The 18,867-nt window shown below is 42.5% G+C and carries 18 protein-coding genes and 4 tRNA genes; 12 read left to right on the top strand and 10 right to left on the bottom strand.

Annotated elements, in window-relative coordinates; translation table 11 throughout:
• Nucleotides 1-55: 55 nt before the first annotated feature.
• From ispE to FQ082_RS06050, 8 genes are all read left to right on the top strand, one after another.
• A complete protein-coding gene (gene ispE / locus FQ082_RS06085; RefSeq protein ID WP_149492423.1) occupies nt 56-1,024 on the top strand; it encodes a 4-(cytidine 5'-diphospho)-2-C-methyl-D-erythritol kinase in 969 nt (322 codons plus the stop codon).
• 166 nt (nt 1,025-1,190) lie between these two features.
• Nucleotides 1,191-1,266, top strand: a tRNA-Gln gene (locus tag FQ082_RS06080).
• Between the two features lie 244 nt (nt 1,267-1,510).
• Nucleotides 1,511-1,586 (top strand) — tRNA-Gln (locus tag FQ082_RS06075).
• Nucleotides 1,587-1,696: 110 nt separating this feature from the next.
• The gene (locus FQ082_RS06070) at nt 1,697-2,644 is read left to right on the top strand and encodes a ribose-phosphate pyrophosphokinase (protein WP_011512558.1); all 948 of its coding nucleotides are present in this window, start codon (nt 1,697-1,699) and stop codon (nt 2,642-2,644) included.
• A 432-nt stretch (nt 2,645-3,076) separates the two neighbouring features.
• Nucleotides 3,077-3,751 carry a 50S ribosomal protein L25/general stress protein Ctc gene (locus FQ082_RS06065; RefSeq protein WP_011512557.1) on the top strand — a complete coding sequence of 225 codons (675 nt, stop codon included), beginning with the start codon at nt 3,077-3,079 and terminating at the stop codon, nt 3,749-3,751.
• 158 nt (nt 3,752-3,909) lie between these two features.
• Entirely contained in the window at nt 3,910-4,491 is a 582-nt protein-coding gene (pth, locus tag FQ082_RS06060; protein ID WP_011512556.1) for an aminoacyl-tRNA hydrolase, read from the top strand.
• A 99-nt stretch (nt 4,492-4,590) separates the two neighbouring features.
• The gene (gene panD / locus FQ082_RS06055) at nt 4,591-4,971 is read left to right on the top strand and encodes an aspartate 1-decarboxylase (RefSeq protein ID WP_011279481.1); all 381 of its coding nucleotides are present in this window, start codon (nt 4,591-4,593) and stop codon (nt 4,969-4,971) included.
• 210 nt (nt 4,972-5,181) lie between these two features.
• A complete protein-coding gene (locus tag FQ082_RS06050) occupies nt 5,182-6,162 on the top strand; it encodes a calcium/sodium antiporter (RefSeq protein ID WP_149492422.1) in 981 nt (326 codons plus the stop codon).
• A 42-nt stretch (nt 6,163-6,204) separates the two neighbouring features.
• On the opposite strand, the gene FQ082_RS06045 is transcribed toward FQ082_RS06050, so the two are convergent.
• The 3 genes from FQ082_RS06045 to FQ082_RS06035 form a co-directional block, all read right to left on the bottom strand.
• On the bottom strand, nt 6,205-6,858 hold the full coding sequence (locus FQ082_RS06045; protein ID WP_011512554.1) for an RDD family protein: 654 nt from the start codon (nt 6,856-6,858) through the stop codon (nt 6,205-6,207).
• Between the two features lie 174 nt (nt 6,859-7,032).
• A tRNA-Arg gene (locus FQ082_RS06040) sits at nt 7,033-7,109 on the bottom strand.
• Nucleotides 7,110-7,292: 183 nt separating this feature from the next.
• Nucleotides 7,293-7,382 (bottom strand) — tRNA-Ser (locus FQ082_RS06035).
• A 247-nt stretch (nt 7,383-7,629) separates the two neighbouring features.
• Here FQ082_RS06035 and FQ082_RS06030 point away from each other — a divergent pair.
• A complete protein-coding gene (locus FQ082_RS06030; RefSeq protein ID WP_149492421.1) occupies nt 7,630-8,424 on the top strand; it encodes a hydroxymethylpyrimidine/phosphomethylpyrimidine kinase in 795 nt (264 codons plus the stop codon).
• A gap of 125 nt (nt 8,425-8,549) precedes the next feature.
• Here the strand turns inward: FQ082_RS06030 and FQ082_RS06025 are convergent, their stop codons facing one another.
• Both FQ082_RS06025 and proC read right to left on the bottom strand, forming a co-directional pair.
• On the bottom strand, nt 8,550-9,119 hold the full coding sequence (locus FQ082_RS06025) for a YggT family protein (RefSeq protein WP_011512552.1): 570 nt from the start codon (nt 9,117-9,119) through the stop codon (nt 8,550-8,552).
• A 121-nt stretch (nt 9,120-9,240) separates the two neighbouring features.
• On the bottom strand, nt 9,241-10,074 hold the full coding sequence (gene proC, locus FQ082_RS06020; RefSeq protein ID WP_149492420.1) for a pyrroline-5-carboxylate reductase: 834 nt from the start codon (nt 10,072-10,074) through the stop codon (nt 9,241-9,243).
• Nucleotides 10,075-10,301: 227 nt separating this feature from the next.
• Here proC and FQ082_RS06015 point away from each other — a divergent pair, with 227 nt between their 5' ends.
• Complete coding sequence (locus FQ082_RS06015) at nt 10,302-10,826, top strand: GNAT family N-acetyltransferase (RefSeq protein ID WP_149492419.1); 525 nt, start codon at nt 10,302-10,304, stop codon at nt 10,824-10,826.
• Nucleotides 10,827-10,832: 6 nt separating this feature from the next.
• Here the strand turns inward: FQ082_RS06015 and tilS are convergent, their stop codons facing one another.
• From tilS to ppx, 3 genes are all read right to left on the bottom strand, one after another.
• Nucleotides 10,833-12,434 (bottom strand): tRNA lysidine(34) synthetase TilS, encoded by a 1,602-nt coding sequence (gene tilS / locus FQ082_RS06010; RefSeq protein ID WP_149492418.1) that lies wholly within the window; start codon nt 12,432-12,434, stop codon nt 10,833-10,835.
• 140 nt (nt 12,435-12,574) lie between these two features.
• A complete protein-coding gene (locus FQ082_RS06005) occupies nt 12,575-13,378 on the bottom strand; it encodes an acetyl-CoA carboxylase carboxyltransferase subunit alpha (RefSeq protein WP_149492417.1) in 804 nt (267 codons plus the stop codon).
• A 228-nt stretch (nt 13,379-13,606) separates the two neighbouring features.
• Nucleotides 13,607-15,133, bottom strand: coding sequence for an exopolyphosphatase (gene ppx / locus FQ082_RS06000; RefSeq protein WP_149492416.1), 1,527 nt, complete (start codon nt 15,131-15,133; stop codon nt 13,607-13,609).
• 405 nt (nt 15,134-15,538) lie between these two features.
• Here ppx and FQ082_RS05995 point away from each other — a divergent pair, with 405 nt between their 5' ends.
• Nucleotides 15,539-15,943: a DUF962 domain-containing protein gene (locus FQ082_RS05995; RefSeq protein WP_149492415.1), complete on the top strand. Its 405-nt coding sequence runs from the start codon at nt 15,539-15,541 to the stop codon at nt 15,941-15,943.
• Between the two features lie 86 nt (nt 15,944-16,029).
• Here the strand turns inward: FQ082_RS05995 and hemL are convergent, their stop codons facing one another.
• Nucleotides 16,030-17,331, bottom strand: coding sequence for a glutamate-1-semialdehyde 2,1-aminomutase (hemL, locus tag FQ082_RS05990; protein ID WP_133103902.1), 1,302 nt, complete (start codon nt 17,329-17,331; stop codon nt 16,030-16,032).
• A gap of 98 nt (nt 17,332-17,429) precedes the next feature.
• Nucleotides 17,430-17,783 carry a zinc ribbon domain-containing protein YjdM gene (locus FQ082_RS05985; protein WP_149492414.1) on the bottom strand — a complete coding sequence of 118 codons (354 nt, stop codon included), beginning with the start codon at nt 17,781-17,783 and terminating at the stop codon, nt 17,430-17,432.
• Nucleotides 17,784-18,078: 295 nt separating this feature from the next.
• Between FQ082_RS05985 and FQ082_RS05980 the strand changes: the two genes are divergently transcribed.
• On the top strand, nt 18,079-18,846 hold the full coding sequence (locus tag FQ082_RS05980; protein WP_149492413.1) for a YgfZ/GcvT domain-containing protein: 768 nt from the start codon (nt 18,079-18,081) through the stop codon (nt 18,844-18,846).
• Nucleotides 18,847-18,867 lie beyond the last annotated feature (21 nt).

Here is an 18,867-nt window from a genome sequence, read left to right as displayed (position 1 = left end):
TTATAAATGGCTATTTGCGTTTTAAAATTGCACCTGAGAATTGTGACCAGCATTTATGACTAAAAACACGACTTCTGCATCGGTTATTACTCGCCTATCACCAGCAAAGATTAATTTATTTTTGCATATTACCGGTCAGCGCGCTGATGGTTATCATAATTTGCAAACGGTATTTCGTTTGCTCGATTGGGGCGATTATTTGCATTTTTCAGTAGCAGATGAATTAATAATTCCTATTGATAGCGTAGCAGACAATAACGCTGTAGATAATAGTAGCCTGTGTGGTCAGCTGCTTACGCTAAGTGGTGCCGACACCATAACCAGCAGCATAGAGGACAATTTGATCTTTAAAGCGGCTAATGCCCTACTGACAGCTGCCATAGACTCAAATTCGCTACCTAAGAATCTACCGCAAGTGTCAGTGAGGTTAGATAAGCACTTACCAATGGGCGCAGGCTTAGGTGGTGGCTCATCCAATGCCGCGACGACATTATTAGTCTTAAATAAAATATGGCAGATTAATTTTGATCAAGATAGGCTTATAAAAATTGGCGCAAGCATTGGCGCTGATGTGCCAATATTTATCTTTGGACAAGATGCTATTGCGATGGGCATTGGCGAAGAGCTGACAGCGATTGATTTACCTGAGCAACAGTATTTAGTATTGACCCCTAATGCTCATGTTAATACTGCCGAGCTTTTTGCGCACCCCAAGCTACAGCGAGATATCGCCCCGCTATCAATTAAGACCATTCAAAACCAGTCCAATGACTATGTGCAACATTTAAACACGCCTTATCAAAATGTTTTTACCCCAGTGGTCACTAGCCTTGCTCCTGCCGTCGATGAAGCACTACGCTATTTACAAATGTTAGAAAAAGAAGCGTCAGGGACAGCTCGTATGACCGGTTCCGGTAGCGCCATATTTTTGCCTTTGGATGCAGGTGTGATATCTGATAAAGCGCGTTTGGTAAAGTGGATTGAAGAGGCGCCCTGTCCTGCCTATTTAGTTCGTAATTTATGAGTTAGATTTGAGCTATAGTGTGAAAATAAGAGGACTATAAATACAGCGTAAAAAGTTTTATGGATCCAATATCCGTTTTATTTTTGACCTATTTTTAATAAAAGCTATAAAAAGGCGCAAATGACTTGCAAAATCTGAAAATTTAATTATAATAGGTCGCCTCAATAGGGGTATAGCCAAGTTGGTAAGGCATCAGGTTTTGATCCTGACATCCGTTGGTTCGAGTCCAGCTACCCCTGCCATTTTTAAGCTCAAAGCATTTGATGTGTACTTATTATAAGCAGTTTATAGACAGCCGCTTATCTTATTGACATTGACAATGTTATCCCAGTTTCGGTATAGTTCGCAATGAACACCGTTAGGGAAAAGTTATGTTTTAGACGGTTTTTCCGTTTATCAGATAACGAACAGGTCGTGACGCTATTCTAATAATGACTTTTATTAAAAGTTGCTTTTAGATATCGACGTACACAGCCTAGACATTACAGGGGTATAGCCAAGTTGGTAAGGCATCAGGTTTTGATCCTGACATCCGTTGGTTCGAGTCCAGCTACCCCTGCCATTTTTTACTGTAATAGTAGTCATCAATCTTTTTCACCACTCTTTTCTGAATTTGAGCAGTTTGACACTGCTTAGCGGTCGCTGCTTGAGTCAATCAATAGGACTTCTGTCATGCCTTATTTGGCGATTTTTACGGGCAATGCCCACCCAGAATTAGCAAAAACCGTAGCCGATCATCTCCATATACCTCTTGGTAAAGCTGACATCACGCGTTTTTCTGATGGCGAAATTGCCGTAGAAATCAAAGAACACGTGCGCGGTAAAGACGTGTTTATCATGCAGCCTACTTGTGCACCGACCAACGACAATTTGATGGAAATCATGATGATGGCAGACGCTTTGCGTCGCTCTAGTGCTGGTCGTATTACAGCAGTCATGCCGTATTTTGGTTATGCCCGTCAAGACCGTCGCCCTCGTTCAGCTCGTGTGCCTATCTCTGCTAAAGTCGTTGCTGACATGTTGAACATCGTTAGTATCGATCGTGTGATGACCGTTGATTTGCACTCAGATCAGATTCAGGGTTTCTTTGACATCCCTGTCGATAATATCTACGGCACGCCTGTATTGCTTAACGATCTACAAAAACAAGATTATGACAACATCATGGTTGTCTCTCCTGACGTTGGCGGCGTGGTTCGTGCACGTGCGATGGCTAAGCAGTTGGGCGATACTGACATGGCGATTATTGATAAACGTCGTGCCCGTGCCAATGAGTCGCAAGTGATGCACATTATTGGTGACGTCCGTGACCGTGATTGTGTCATCGTTGATGATATGGTCGATACGGCTGGCACGCTATGTAAAGCTGCCGAAGCACTCAAGGCAAACGGTGCACGCCGCGTAGTGGCTTATATCACCCACCCTGTCCTATCTGGTAATGCGCTTAAGAACATCAGTGAATCAGAATTGGATGAGATTGTCGTTACTGATACCATTCCATTGTCTGATGCAGCCAAAGCTTGCAGCAAGATTCGTCAAGTGAGCATCGCGCCAATGTTGGCTGAAAGCTTACGCCGTATTAATAACGAAGAATCTATCAGCGCCATGTTTGACGCTTAAGAGTTATCGTAGATTGAAAAAAGCGCCAAGTTTCATTACTTGGCGCTTTTTTTATTTAATGATGTCAATTAACAGTTTTGCGCTGTTGTTCGTATAGGTGTTTTTCATAACGATCTTGCATAAAGGTTTTGCCCAGCTATTTTACGTAGGTCTTTCTTATTATTAGCTAATCACGTATAATGCGCGCCTGTGCTGACCGTTTTTTATGATTTAAAACAGTCGGTATTATTAAAAGTGCTGATCACGTTTAAAATAATGATTTTCTTGATAATTTTTATCATGGCAATCATTAGGTTAAGCACATGGCTAGATTTGATTATCGGCGTTTATCACGCACGACAAATACTAGCTATCATCACGTATTAGTGGATTGGTCGCAAATCCACTTTTTTATGACCAGACACTTCATCATTTTTTTATAGGATTACATCCATGACTATTAATCATTTTGCATTAAACGCAGTTGATCGTTCTGCTGAGCTTCAAGGTAAAGGTGCGAGCCGCCGCCTACGTAAGCAGAACCTAGTTCCTGCTATCATCTATGGTGGTGGTGAGCAGCCAACAGCTATCTCTATCAAAATCAATGAGCTAGTAAAATCACTAGAATTTGAAGCGTTTTTCTCACACATCTTGACTTTGAATGTAGATGGCGAAGAGCATCAAGTAGTTATTAAAGACTTGCAACGCCATCCTGCTAAAGGTTTCCCAATGCATGCTGATTTCCAGCGCGTTGTGAAAGGTCAGAAAATCAACATGAATGTTCCTGTTCATTTTTCTGGTCGTGAAGAAGCGCCTGGTACTAAGGCTGGTGGTGTTCTATCAACACTAGTAACTGACATCGAAATCGTTTGCATACCATCACAGTTACCTGAATATCTAGAAATAGATGTATCTGGTATGGAAATTGGCGATTTGTTCCGTTTATCAGACATCACTCTTCCTGAAGGCGTGGTTATTGCTGAGCTTGAATTAGAAGATGGTCATGACCGTACGATCGTGAACATGCAGCCACCAACGGTTGAAGAAGTTGACGAAGCTGCTGAAGTGGATGCCGCTGACGTACCTGCAACTGAGCAAGGTACTGACGAAAGCAAAGACGGCGAGTAATAAACCGGCTTTATATAGCGACTTATTGTTGTCTATATAATGTAAGGTTCGTTCAGTCAAAAAATAGCAGGTGATGAATATCTCCTGCTGTTTTTGTAAGTAAGGTTTGAGAAATCAGACCTGACCACTCATTTATTATAGTCAAGCAGGGTGTTTTTATGGCCATAAAGCTTATAGTCGGTCTTGGTAATCCGGGTCAGGAATATATGTTTACGCGCCATAATGCAGGATTTTGGTTCGTCCTTCATTTGGCTCAGCAGTTTAATATCACTCTCGCCCCCGACAAAAAATTCCATGGAGTGACAGGACGCGGGCAGATTCATGGGCATGACGTGCGTCTATTGATGCCGCTGACTTTTATGAATAAATCAGGTCAGTCGGTCGTGCCCATGGTTAAATTTTATGGCATTGATAATGACGAGCTGTTAATCGCCCATGATGAGCTTGATATTCCTGCTGGTAGCATCAAACTCAAAACTGACGGTGGTCATGGCGGTCATAATGGTCTGCGTGACATAACCCCCCATATTGGTAACGACTTCCATCGTCTGCGTGTGGGTATTGGTCATCCGGGTCACAAGTCTAAAGTCAGTGGTCATGTGCTTTCAAAAGCTGCGCCAGATGAGCAGATTGCTATTGATAGTGCATTATCTGCTGCTTTTGACGCCCTGCCTTTGCTATTAGGCGGTGATGTCGAAAAAGCACGTTCGCAAATTAATGGTTTTAAATTACCTGAATGAATGGTGTTTCAATTATAATAGCCTTTTATTTTAGCAAGTTAATCCCCATTAACGTTTTGATTTGACTCATTTATATCCGTTACACTAAGGAAGCAATCTATGCTACTTAATATGCTCAAGTGCAAATTACATCGTGCCCGTGTTACTCATGCCGAACTTCACTATGAAGGCTCATGCGGTATCGACGGTGATTTGTTAGACCTTGCCGGTCTGCGTGAAAACGAATCTATCGACATCTATAACGTCACCAATGGCAAACGCTTTCGCACCTATGCTATTCGCGCTGAAGCGGGCTCTGGTATTATCTCCTTAAACGGTGCAGCGGCTCATATGGCAGACCTAGGCGATATCGTTATCATCTGTGCCTATGCACATTTTGATGAAGTTGAAGCGTCAACGTATCAGCCAAGACTGGTGTATTGCAATGAAGACAATACAGTTAAAGACACCGCAAATATTATTCCAGTACAAGTGGCCTAAGAAAATCATTTAAGAACTTGTTACATAAACCATGAGTAAATACATGGTCACACGGTTGCCATTTCTGTCAAAATCCCATTAAAATACTTGTACTTATATCGAAGCTGAATCCAGATTGTGATTCAGCTTTTTTTTATGCCATTTTTATATGACATAAGCTTGCTCAAAATCCAATATCTGTTTTTTATCTCTAACGAAGGAGTTATCTAAATGTGGTTGGCAGTTATTGCAATATTGATTGGTCTTGCGATTCTTGTTTGGAGTGCCGATGTCTTCATTGATGCCGCAACAGCATTGGCAAAAAAGTTTAATGCGCCCAGCTTCTTAATCGGGGTTATCATATTAGGAGTAGGCACATCTGCCCCTGAGATGGTCGTGTCTGCATTGGCAGCATTGGAAGGCAGCCCTGAGCTAGCACTGGGTAATGCGTATGGCTCTAATATCATCAATATTGCTTTGGTCTTGGGTGCAACGGTACTCATTAGCCCTATTATCATTCATAAAGGTGTCATCAAGCGCGATCTGCCAATACTGGTAGTCATCACTGCATTGGCAGCGTGGCAGCTTCGTGATGGGCTATTAAGCCTAACTGATGGTCTAGTACTATTGGCATCATTGGTTATTGTGTTGGGAATTCAGATCATTCTTAGTTTACGTGAAAGCAAATCAAATGATGAAGAAGCTACCACAGAAAATTTGAGCGGTACAGAGGACAACCATCCTAGCTTGATGCGCGGCTTAGGCAGTTTAGTCATTGGCTTATCAATGCTGGTAGCAAGCTCGCAAGCCATCGTCTGGGGCGCCGTTGAGCTGGCAACGTTTTGGGGATTGAGCGAGCTGATTATCGGTCTGACTATTGTTGCTATTGGAACCTCGCTGCCTGAATTGGTCGCAAGCTTATCAGCCGCACGTAAAGGTGAGCACGACATGGCACTGGGTAATATTATCGGCTCTAATATATTTAACACCTTGGGCGTCGTTGGTCTCGCAGCGCTTATAGCGCCAATCACAGTCAGCCCAATTATCTTATCACGTGATATATTGGCGATGGGTCTGGTCACGCTCTTACTGGTAGCTATGGCGGTTTTTGCCTTTATGAGTAAGCGTCCATTCGGTCGCGCTTCTGGCTCGACTTTGGTCTTATTCTTTGTCGGCTATACTTTATGGTTGATGCAAACAGCCAACATGTAAGGTTTAAAATATGTTGACAGACTATGGCAATGATAATGCGGTTTATTTTCCTCGCTTGCGGTTTCTAATCACTCGCCATAGTCCTTCATTCTCTGTTTTTGGCATTTTTAAGGTAATGGTATTAGATAGCATATCTTGCACTGCGAGACCACGTGAGTTGAATAGGCAAAAAGCATAATTAAAAACAAAGCCCAGAAAGACACTGGTCAATAAAATAGCGCGCGAGCCACCGATGACACTACCAATGAGGCCAAATATAAGTGGCATGATACTAGCTGCTAGAACACGCTTAAAGGATTGCCCCCACGTGAGCAGATGACCGTTGTTATTAACGGTTTTAAGCCGCCAAGTCTGCATACCTAATGTCTGCCCACCACGACGCCAGAACAACCCATAAAACCCTACCAACGTCAGGATAAAAGAGGGTGTCATAATAACGTTTTGATACCATGTTGGCAGTGATTGAGCTTGTGACGACTCGCTACCCGTCTCCATCGTCAACAAGGTGCCAATCACCGTCAGCACCGTCCCTACCAAAAATAATAATGCTAAAATCAGCATACCATCATAAAGAATCGCTGCCATGCGGGTGCTGGGTTTAGCAATCGCTAGCTCTTCAACCTCAGAGGTATGAGGTGCAGATTTTTTGGCTTTAGCAGCGGATTTAGACGGGCGTTTAGATAAACTCTTTGACATGGTACCAGCTCATAGCAAGCAATGAATAATAGCGCTATTGTACCGTAATTCAGGCACTTATCGTACACTATACTCAGGATAGTCGATTGGATATAAAGAAATCGCAGACGTAAAAAAACCGCCAAATTGTCATAAGACAGGCGATTGATTTAGTAAATAAGCGATGATGTAAAATGGTGCGCTTGGAGAGATTCGAACTCCCGACCCCTTAGTTCGTAGCCAAGTGCTCTATCCAACTGAGCTACAAGCGCGTACTTTACACATCATTTACTGCTTTGTTAATAACAATTACAGTAAATTAGGTTGGTCATTATATAGATAATTTCGCTTGTGTCAATATCTTTTTTCGTTAAAATCAAATTAATTTTTGTTTTAACAAAACAGAAGATAATTAACGCTGTTTTCGCGTGATTACTCTAATAACAACGAATAAATGGCGGTGAAGGAGGGATTCGAACCCTCGATACGCTTACACGTATGGTTCCTTAGCAGGGAACTGGTTTCAGCCACTCACCCACTTCACCTAACGATTTAAGACACTTATCAAAGTATTTTTTATAAAAACACCTCTTTAAACATAGTATTGATGCTAACAATACGTCTTATGCCGTGGGCGAGTATTATAGCAAAGCCAAAACGAATTGCAAGCATTGTCTGTCCTTTTAATCATGCTTTTTGCATAATTATCGATTTATCGGTCTTTATGGCTTTTTTGACAGTAGATGGCTATAGTATTTACCACTTATTATAAAAGATATCAAAGGATGTGTTATGCGACCAGTCGTATTGTGCTTTTCAGGCTTAGACCCCTCAGGCGGTGCTGGATTACAAGCGGATATAGAAGCCATCGGTCAAGCAGGCGCTCATGCTGCTATCGCTTGTACGGCTATTACCATACAAAACTCGCAACAGGTATTTGGCTTTGAAGCATGTACGGCAAGTTTGGTCAACTCTCAAGCGGTAGCAGTGCTCGATGATTTGCCTGTTGCCGTCATCAAGTCAGGCATGCTTGGTACGACTGACAATATTGCTATGCTAAGCCAATTATTTGCTGACGAGATTATTGTTAAGGGTACTCCTTTTGTATTGGACCCAGTATTGGTCGCCAACAGTGGTGGTAGCTTAGGCGATGAGCAGACGCTAGTCAGCGCCTTTAAACAGCTGCTACCCTATGCCACCTTGATTACCCCTAACACTCATGAGCTGCGCGCCTTGAGTGGTGAACAAGACTTACATATAGGTGCTCAGAAGTTATGTGCACAAGGCACTCATGCAGTACTGGTCAAAACCTCACACGACTTCGATAGCGGTGATATTGAGCAGTATTTATACATAAAAGGCGATATGGTACATAAAAGTGTCTTACCACGTCTAAAAGGCGAATTTCACGGCTCTGGCTGTTCACTAGCGAGCTTTATCGCTGGGCGCTTAGCGATGGGTGATGCGCTTATTGATGCGGTAAAAGCGGCGGATAACTGGATTACCAAGACGCTGCGTGCCGCTGATGCACCGCACCCTGAGGATGCTAAAGCGCAATTGATACCCAACCGCTTTATGCGCTTTTAGCACTTAGTATTTATCGTATAATTTTATCTAAATAACGAACATAAAAAAGGCGCTCTATCTTGTATAGAGCGCCTTTTTTATGTTCGTTATTTTATTATTCCGAAAATCTTTTTAACTTAACTGGCTTAACCCAACATTGGCATAAAGCTTGATGCCAAACCACCTATAAAGATTTCGAGTAGGTAAAAGGCGAAAAAGGCAATCATCGGTGATAGGTCAATCATCCCTAAGTTTGGCGTAATACGGCGAAACGGTGCCAAAATAGGTTCTGCTAAATTAACAATAATACCAATAAGCGGATGCTGAGACTGTGTAAAAACCACAATCCAGCTAACGATGATAGAACCAATCACCAAGTAGCGGCACATGCGTAAAAAGTCTAAAACCAAGCTGATAGTACCGGTAAAAAACAATGGGACTGGCGCAATACCCTTATGTGTTAATGCTGCTTTTCCTGCGATATCAATCAGGCGAATCAAAAACATCAGGACGATGGCAGCGATACTAATACGACCTTGTGCAACGGTTGGAAAAATACGTCCAAAGACATCGACGATATGGGTCGCTTTATAGGCAGGCGCAATCATAGGATTGCTGGCATCCATCCCTGCAAACTGCAGCATAAAACGAATAAACACCAACATCATGGCGAAGGTGGTGACCAAATCAAAAATTTGCAATAACATGTTGTTCATGAAGCGCTACTCAATGTGACATTATTAACAGGTTTGAGGATGACGAATGTCATTATCAGGCATTTATTATAACCAGTCAGAGGTCGCATTTTATAAAATACTACCTCTATTATAAAGATGATTATTTGCTCATCTCTTCACTCAAGGCTTGGCTGCGATCATAGCACGCTTGCATGGCTTCACCAATTTGACGACCAATGTCATTGGCTTGCATTGATTCAATGGCGGCTTGGGTTGTGCCGTTTGGTGAGGTCACTTTACGACGTAGCTCGCTTGGCGCATCTTCGCTACCCATTGCCATTTTTGCCGCGCCCAACATGGTTTGCATAGCGAGCGCTGAAGCCTGCTCTTTATCCAAACCTAAAGCCACTGCACCGTCAATCATGGATTCAATGAAGTAAAACATATACGCTGGCGCTGACCCTGATACAGCAGTTACCGCATGCATGTGTTCTTCATTATCGACCCACATGACCAATCCTGATGCTTCCATGACCGCCGTTGCCAATTGCTTCTGTTCAGCAGAAATATTATCAGTACCGTACAGACCCGTTGCGCCCATTTGAATCATCGCAGGTGTATTTGGCATCGCGCGGACGATATTGTCATAGCCACCCAACATGTCAGATAGAAGCTCAGTTGACAAACCTGCTGCCACTGAAATCACCAGCTGTTTGTCTAAGATATCCGAAAAGCTACTGACTACCGCTTTCATCACTTGCGGTTTGACTGCCAGTACCACAATGTCAGCATCGATAACGGCAGCTTTTGCATCGGCAGCCGGATCAACCGTATTCAATCCTTTAGCAGCCAATTGCTCGCGCGCCTCGCTACTCGGATCAGAAACGGTAATCAGACTCGGTTTGACACCGCAGCTAACAAGCCCGCTAATCAAAGCCTGCGCCATATTTCCGCCACCGATAAAGCTGATTTTCTTATTATCTAATACTGACATACATGTCTCCTATTCAAAAATCCAAAGGTATTCAAACTAACCTAATGATAGGTAAAATGACACTCAGTTTACCATACTGCTACTGGCGCTGTTCGGGAAATTCAAACGCTAACTAATAGTACTACTAGTACTACCGTTTAATTGAGATACTAAATTAACATCGAATATCACACAGCTTACCTGTTAGATTAAAAAGTCGTTTAGGTAGAGTGGTACAGGGGAAAAACATGTTTTGCATTCGTAAAGCTCATTCAAAAGATTTTGCGGATATTGCTCATATCCATTGCAAAAGTTGGCATGACGCCTACTTGAATCTGCTACCTGATCTTTATATCAATAATCAAAACAACCTTAGTGAAAAAACAAAAATGTGGCAGGAATTGATTAATCATCCTGATGTCATTATTTGGATAGCCTATGATGCTAATCATAAGAGTTTAGGATTTATTGGGTATTTTACTAAAAATAATAGCTATGAAATTACAACTCTCTATGTTTTATCAGAATATCATGGGCGAGGTATAGGCACCGAATTGATGAAAAGGTCATTACAAGCCATATTGAGTTTTAATATCAATGTAAATTTTTATTTATGGGTATTAGAGAATAACGCGCCTGCCATTCATTTCTATAAAAAATTCGGCTTTGTCTGTAATGGTGAAAAAAGTGAAGAAGATTATAAAGATACACAAATAGTAGATATCAAAATGATCAAAAAAATGAAGATCTACCCTACTCAAGGCTTTGAGTAACAAACATCAAAACGAGCTAGGTACGGTTAAACAGCTGCTAATAGCACTTTCTATACTATAAGAATTATTTACAGTATTAGTTAACCGCTTAGCACCATCCAACACCCAGTTTTCAAGATGTGATAATAATAAAATAGGTTGTTCTATCGGGCAATCGTTCTCTAAAAGCTCGTTTTCACTACTTTCTTTATTTATCAAAGTCACGCTAACGACTACCAAACTCTCACGCATCCATGATGGAATACCTAAGGTTTGATAGAGCTTTTTGCCCGATTGTGGACGCGACGCCAATGCGGTTTGGATACGAGTGCTGCGATGTAATGGCGCAAAAGTGATCGCAACCTTATCTTTATCGCTTTCTAATAGTCGCATTACTTCATTTGGCAGAATCTGTAATTGCCAAGTGAATTTATCATCATTGCGTAAATTAATTGGAACGGGTTGTCTTCCAGTTGCATGAACATCTGCCCCAATAAGATTAGACTCAGTATTAATCAACAAGCTCTGCGTCTGTTCGGCAAGCGGCAACTCTAACCATTTGAGCCAGTCGCTACTTAGACGATAAAGCTGCTGACGATAACGGCGAATAGTATATGACTGTTCGCGTCCTTGCCAAAACAATTCCGTTTGATGGTCATGGTCATCACGTTGGCTTAGGCTCAATACGTTATCGACAAGCTGCTTAGCAGGCGGCAATGGCTCATCTTGACCCAGCCAATAATGCAATAGTTGTCGTTGGCGATAAAGTGGTAGTTTTTGTAGTTCATCTATATTTAGCACACGCTGGGCAGATGATAGCTGTAATGATGCTACCTCTGTCCACTGTAAATCTTTTGCCACTTGTGCATTAACCGTTAATTGTGCATCGCTTAGTAGCTGCGCGCTACGCGCTATGTTATCAATAACGTTAGGATTGTATTTCGCTAATACTGGCATGATGTCACGGCGCAGTCCACTACGGACGTTATCACCGCCGTCATTGGTGGGATCATCAATATAAGGCAGCTTTAGGCGCTGAGCATAGGCGCTAATACTGGCGCGCTGTATAGTGAGCCAAGGTCGCCATAATATGATGCGATGGGCGTCCTGCGTTTGTACACGCCACGGATGCATACCCGACAGACCATTTACTCCTGCGCCTTGAATAAACCGCATCAACACAGTTTCAGCTTGGTCATCAGCATGATGGGCTAATAGTAATACATCATCTTGATTGAGTTGCGCACGCATCACATCATAACGTGCTTGGCGTGCGGCTTGCTCATCATGTCCATTTACGTGTGCTTGCAAAATAGTGCATGGTATCTTTTGAGCCTTTGCCCAGTTAGCAACATGCGCAGCCCAAATAGCGCTATCCGCTTGCAAGCCATGGTTGACATGCAATAATTGCGGTAAAAATGGCAATTTGCCTTGTCCATAGAGCTGCACACATAATGCCGCCAGTGCTAGTGAATCACGCCCACCACTACATGCAAGCCAAATTCGCCGACCCTGTAGCTGCTCGCCATACTCAGACATACTGATCACTAATGCCTCTGCCAAATTATCGTCAATCGGCAGTTCAGCTATTGACTCAATAGGATATGGTAGGATTGCGCTGCTGCTCATCATTGACCTTGCTAATTAGTTAGTATATGAATTAATTGACACAAAAAAACGCGCCATAACATGACACGTTTGTATTTTAACATTAAGCGTAAGCCCCTAGTGCTAAAAGCTGATTGTCAACTATTTAGCGATGGAACATACTAGCAAGGCAACATGACTTCTGAGTTAAACGATTTGAATTTCTCATAACGTAGCTCACAACGCTCATGCGCATCCAAATCTTTAAGCTCATTCACTTGCGCAACAAGTAATGCCTTTAACGCATTCATCACTGGCTGTGGCTGCAGATGTGCACCCTCGCCTTCGTCGATAACAGCATCAATCAAGCCCATTTGATACAAATTGATAGCATTTAACTTTAAGGCTTCACTGGCATCTTGCGCTTTTTCGGCCGTTTTCCATAGAATAGAAGCGCAGCCTTCAGGAGAGATAACGGAGTAAATACTATTTTGTAGCATATTAACTTTATCACCAACGCCAATCGCCAATGCGCCACCTGAGCCGCCTTCACCAATAATGGTGACGATGATAGGCACTTTTAAACTAGAAAACACAGCGATGCTTTCAGCAATGGCTTGTGCTTGTCCACGCTCTTCCGCGCCAATACCCGGATAAGCTCCTTGGGTATCGACAAAGGTCATAACCGGAATATTAAAGCGCTCAGCCATTTTGACCAAACGAATGATTTTTCGATAGCCCTCAGGGTTTGCCATACCAAAGTTATGCTCAATACGCTCGCGTGTGCTGCGACCACGGTGTTGACCAACAACCATCACTGGCATACCGTTTAGGCGTGCAAGCCCACCAAGGATTGCCTTGTCATCAGCAAAAGCGCGGTCGCCGTGCAACTCATCAAATTCGGTAAACAGCTGATTTACATAGTCCATAAACAATGGACGTTTGGCATGCCGTGCAAGCTGAACGCTATCCCAGACGGTACTCATAGACGCTTCCCTTTCTTAGTTATACTTAATAGAGCTATGTTCAATATGGTTATATTTAATAATAACATCGTTATCGGTTTTAGGATAATGAAAGTACAGTTGTAAACTCAATAAAAACTATAATAGCACATCTTATATGCCATAACATTACCGACAACACCGCTTTTGTTATGTTATTTCTAACCGCATTAATCAAGTAATCTATTAACAGTTTTAGCTGATAAAAAATTAAACCTCAATGACGCTTAGTTTGACGCCCCATTTGGCAAATTGTTCTATTTCAGTCTGCAAATCAGACAATAAGAAAGCATAGTGCTCGCTGCTATCACCAACCATGATTTGCCAATGATTGTCATCATCTACTTTTAATTCTAATGTTGGTAATTCATAATCACTGCGACTGTGATGTGCCAGTACTGCCAAACGTAGCAGCAGGCACAGATAAATCAGCTGATCGCCGCCGATAGTACACGTCTGCTCTAACATATCTGCTTTGAGCTTACGGCGATGATTCAACATCAGCTGTGCCATACGTTTTTGGTCGACTTGTGAGAACCCTGGAATATCAGAATGTTCCATCAAATACGCACTGTGTTTATGATAGCTACTATGAGCAATCGCCAATCCTATCTCATGTAAAAATGCAGCTCGCCTGAGTAGATCGCCATCTTCCGTACTGAGTCCAAGTTTAGTTTGCACTTGCCCAAAAAGGTGGCGACTGGTTTTGACTACTTGCTTAGCCTGCTTTTTATCGCCTGAATAGCGCTTAATCAGTGCCAATACACTGCGGTCACGTACGTCTTCACTGGCAAATCGTCCAAGCATATCGTACATGACACCTTCGCGTAGCGCGCCATCTGAGTAAGTAATAGCATCTACGCCCAACACCTTCATGACTGCTCGTAATACCGCAACGCCTGCTGGAAATACGGCTTTACGGTGCTCTTTGACGCCTTCTAAATCAATGTCATCAACGTTGCCAATTTTAAGTAATAATCTTTCTAACTTTTTAACACCTTTATAAGTGATGCGCTCTTGCTCGTCTGCCCAGCCTTTTGAAACAAGGACGTTACGTACCGCTTTAATCGTACCACTCGATCCAATGGCGCTGCTCCAGCCTACTTTTTGGTAGCGCCCATTGATCGCCAGTACTTCTTTGCGCGCAGCCGATATGGCGTTGTTAAAGGCCTCTTTGGTAATTTGCCCATCAGCAAAATACTTCTGCGTAAAGGCAACACAGCCCATCTGTAAGCTCTCGGTCAATAATGGATCAAACTCTTGACCAATAATAAACTCTGTTGAGCCGCCACCAATATCGATAACCAGACGCTTGTCACTACTGGCATTGGTATGCGAGACTCCCAAATAAATCAAACGCGCTTCTTCTCGTCCCGCGATAATCTCAATAGGCTTGGGTAAGATTTTATTGGCACGGCTGATAAAATCATTGGCATTTTTGGCTTGGCGTAAGGCGTTGGTCGCAACAATACGAATACGCTCCGGAGGCACCGAATCTAGACGCGCCACAAAGCGGCTGAGACAGTCTAAACCGCGCTGCTCCGCTGCTGCACCCAAAATATTATGCTCATCCAGTCCTGCAGCTAACTGAACTTTTTCAGACATAGACACCACTTTTCGCACTTCACCATGATCGAGGCGAGCAATGGCTAAATGAAAACTATTGGAGCCAATATCAATGGCTGCCATCAGCTCATCTTCTGCGAGTGGTGGATTTTTTAGGTTGTCTTTGGGCATAAGTGAGGTCGTTACCGTGTCAGATCAAAAGATAATTAAAAGGGTTTAGGCTTTTAAAATAGAAAGTACGTTGGATTAAAGTCAGGAATACTATATATAAAAAAGATAATAATCACATAAATGATGGCAAGTTTTGCCATTAAAACATTTATGCCAAACGCTGGCAAGTAAGCGAAGACAACCGCTAAACAGCGGCTAAAAACAGGATAGATACTTTGTGAAGCAAAAAATATCTTCTGCCATTAGCCATTATTTGTTCAATATTGGCTTGCTACCACCACTATTGTCTATATTATAATAGAGAACAAGTACTTACCTATGAGCTTTATGGTATCAAGCTATTTCATTCTACTGAAAAACCTCATTACGGATAGATGAGACATAACCTACAAGGAAGCCAAATCCATGAATAACACCCCTACGCAAACGTCACAAACTAAAGAAATTACTGCTGAAAAAGACAGCCAGAACAATCTGATAAAAATGGATAGCTCAGACAAATCGTCATTTTATGACTTTTATCTTGATGAGCATCAAAATATGGCTTGCCGTCGATTGCATTTTGCAGGCAGTAGCTTTGGATTAATGGGACTGGCAAAATCTGTTAAGAATCGCTCAGCAAAACCTTTACTTAAAGGTATTGCCGCAGGATACGCTTGCGCTTGGGTCGGACATTTTTTCTTTGAAAAAAATAAACCCGCCTCTTTTAAATTTCCTTTAAAAAGCTTTGCTAGTGATTTTCGTATGTATGTAGACGTAATGCGAGGTAATTTAAGTCTGAGAGACCGTAAGTTTGATAAAGTGCAATAAATACAACTGCCTTTATTATTCATAAAAAAACCAGCACAGTAATCTTGTCACTATGCTGGTTTTTTTAGACGCCTAAAACTGCTGTGTTACGCTTTTGCCATTTCTGCAAATATTTCATCAGCGGCTTTAATAGTCGCCTCGATATCTTCGTTACTATGCTTGATAGACATAAAGCCTGCTTCATAAGCAGACGGTGCCAGATAAATACCACGATCAAGCATACCGTGGAAGAAGGTATTAAATAACTCCATATCACACTCAGTCACGTCATCAAAGTTTTGAGGTACAGTCGTCGCACTGTCTTTGACAAAGAACATACCAAACATACCGCCCAATTTATTGGTGCGCATATTGATGCCATGCTTGTCAGCAGCCGCTTGGAAGCCATCAACCAAATGGTCTACTTTCGCTGATAGCTCGTCATAGAAACCGTCTGCCGTTAAGTCTTCAAACATCGCAATACCAGCACGCATCGCTAGTGGGTTGCCTGATAACGTGCCCGCTTGATAGACACCGCCAAGTGGCGCGATGCAAGACATGACTTCTTTTTTGCCACCAAAAGCACCAACTGGCAATCCTGCACCGATGATTTTACCAAAGCAAGTCAAATCAGGGTCGATACCGAAGTGCGCTTGCGCACCGCCAAGTCCAACACGAAAGCCCGTCATCACTTCATCAAAAATCAATACTGCGCCATTGGCAGTACACTGCTCGCGCAACGTATCATGGAACTCTTGGCTTGGAATCACCATGTTCATGTTACCAGCGATAGGCTCTAAGATAACGCAGGCAATTTCCTCACCCCATTTCTCAAAGCAGTCTTTAATCGCTTGCGGATTGTTATATGGAATCGTAATAGTATGCTTGGCAAAATCTGCTGGTACACCTTTTGAGGTTGGCTCACCAATATCAAGCATGCCTGAGCCTGCTTTTACTAATAGGCTGTCTGAATGACCATGGTAGCAGCCTTCAAACTTGACGATTTTGTCACGCTGAGTATAACCACGTGCCAAACGAATCGCACTCATAGTCGCTTCCGTGCCTGAGCTGGTCATACGAATCATCTCAACACTCGGGACGATTTCGCAAATTTTATCGGCAACGGTGGTCTCAAATGGCGTTGGCGTACCAAAGCTCAAACCATCATCAGCCGCTTTTTTGACCGCATCAATAACTTTTGGATGGGCATGACCCAAAATCATTGGACCCCAAGAGCCAACATAATCAATATAAGCATTGTCTTCGGTATCATAGATTTTGCTACCATTAGCACGGTGCATAAATATTGGTGTGCCACCGACACCAGCAAAAGCTCGGACAGGTGAATTTACACCGCCAGGGATATGCTTACGTGCTTGCGCGAATAGTTGTTCATTTTTAGTGCTCATAGTTATTCTCTATTTAATCGTTTTCTATTTAGTGATTTTATACTTAGGGATTATCTATTCAGTAATTTGTATTATTTTTTTCACAATAAATGTGTAGCTTAAGCTTTTTTAACTACCGATGATTTAAGTTTCATCGGACCATAGCCATCAAGCTTACAATCAATATCATGACCATCGGTCGCATCTGGCAATAGACGAATACTTTTTGCTTTCGTTCCTACTTTGATGATGGTTGAAGAGCCTTTGACTTTCAAATCTTTAATGACTGTCACGGTATCGCCATCTTGTAGCTCATTACCAACGGCATCGCGAATGACCGCGTCTTGATCTTCAGATTGTGCTACATCGGTTTCTGCCACTGTCCATTCATGAGCACACATCGGGCATATCAGCAGCGCGCCATCTTCATACGTATATTCAGCATCACATTTCGGACAATTTGGTAAGCTCATAATTCCCTCGGCAGCCATCATATATTAGGTTTATTCCAGAGCTCACATTGTACCGTAACTTGCACTCTTTAACCAATTTGTACGCTTGAAAACCGCTGGCTGTGCCCAATTTAACGCTTGATAACTATCTTAACGATGACGTTTTTTATGAGGGTGTTTTTTGTGGTACTCTTCTTAGCCTCAGCTGATTTTATAATTGTTTATCTTGGCATAAAAATCTGGGCTATCATTTTTTGATACTTATTCTTAACATTTAGTGCTTTATAAAAAACCTCTTTTTAGAAGGATAATAACAATGACTCAATCTATCAATGCGGCGACATTGCCACAGTTTTCCCAATTATCTATCCAAGGCGAGGATGCCGAAAAATTTTTGCAAGGACAATTAACTTGTGATGTCACTAAGCTCGGACTCAGTTATCAAGCCGCTGCCATTGGGAATTTAAAAGGTCGCATAGAATTTGGCATCTGGATTAAAAAACAAGCGGAAAAGCATTTTGATGTGGTCATCAGTGCAGATTGCGCTGAGGCTTTCCAAGGACATTTAAAAAAATTCGGTGCCTTTTCAAAGTTTGATACTAGTGCCCCGATCCCTATTTATCCTTGTGTTATTGATGAAGTGCCGACTTTTAGCCATCAGGACGACCACAATACGTCTGAGAATATCCAAGCTTGGATGCAGTCTAGTATCGCAACTGGTAACTATTGGATAGTAGCGGCAACGCAAGGCGAATTCCAACCACAAGAGTTGCGTCTGCATCAGCGCGGCGGCATGGATTACGATAAAGGCTGTTATTTGGGTCAAGAAGTCATCGCCCGTATTTACTTTAAATCAGCGCCGAAAGCGTTTTTGCACTATGTAAAAGGAACAAATGTAAAAGGCTCAGGTACAACTCCTGCCGCTGGTGAAAAACTAGATAAAGTACAAGTCGTCAGTGCGATCACTACTAGTGAAGGCTTTGAGGCATTGGTCGTGGCTCGTCCAGAACAGTTGGCTGAAAGTAGTCTGACCATATTGGATTTACCATTGGCGTTACAAGCGGATGTTGCTCGCCCCAAGTAATACCAGATAACAACGCTCTCA

The sequence above is a fragment of the Psychrobacter sp. ANT_H56B genome (genome assembly GCF_008369245.1).
In the GTDB taxonomy this organism is placed as follows: Bacteria; Pseudomonadota; Gammaproteobacteria; order Pseudomonadales; family Moraxellaceae; genus Psychrobacter; species Psychrobacter cryohalolentis.
The sequence above is the reverse complement of the archived record's forward strand: the minus strand, read 5'-3'. Positions and strand labels throughout refer to the sequence as shown.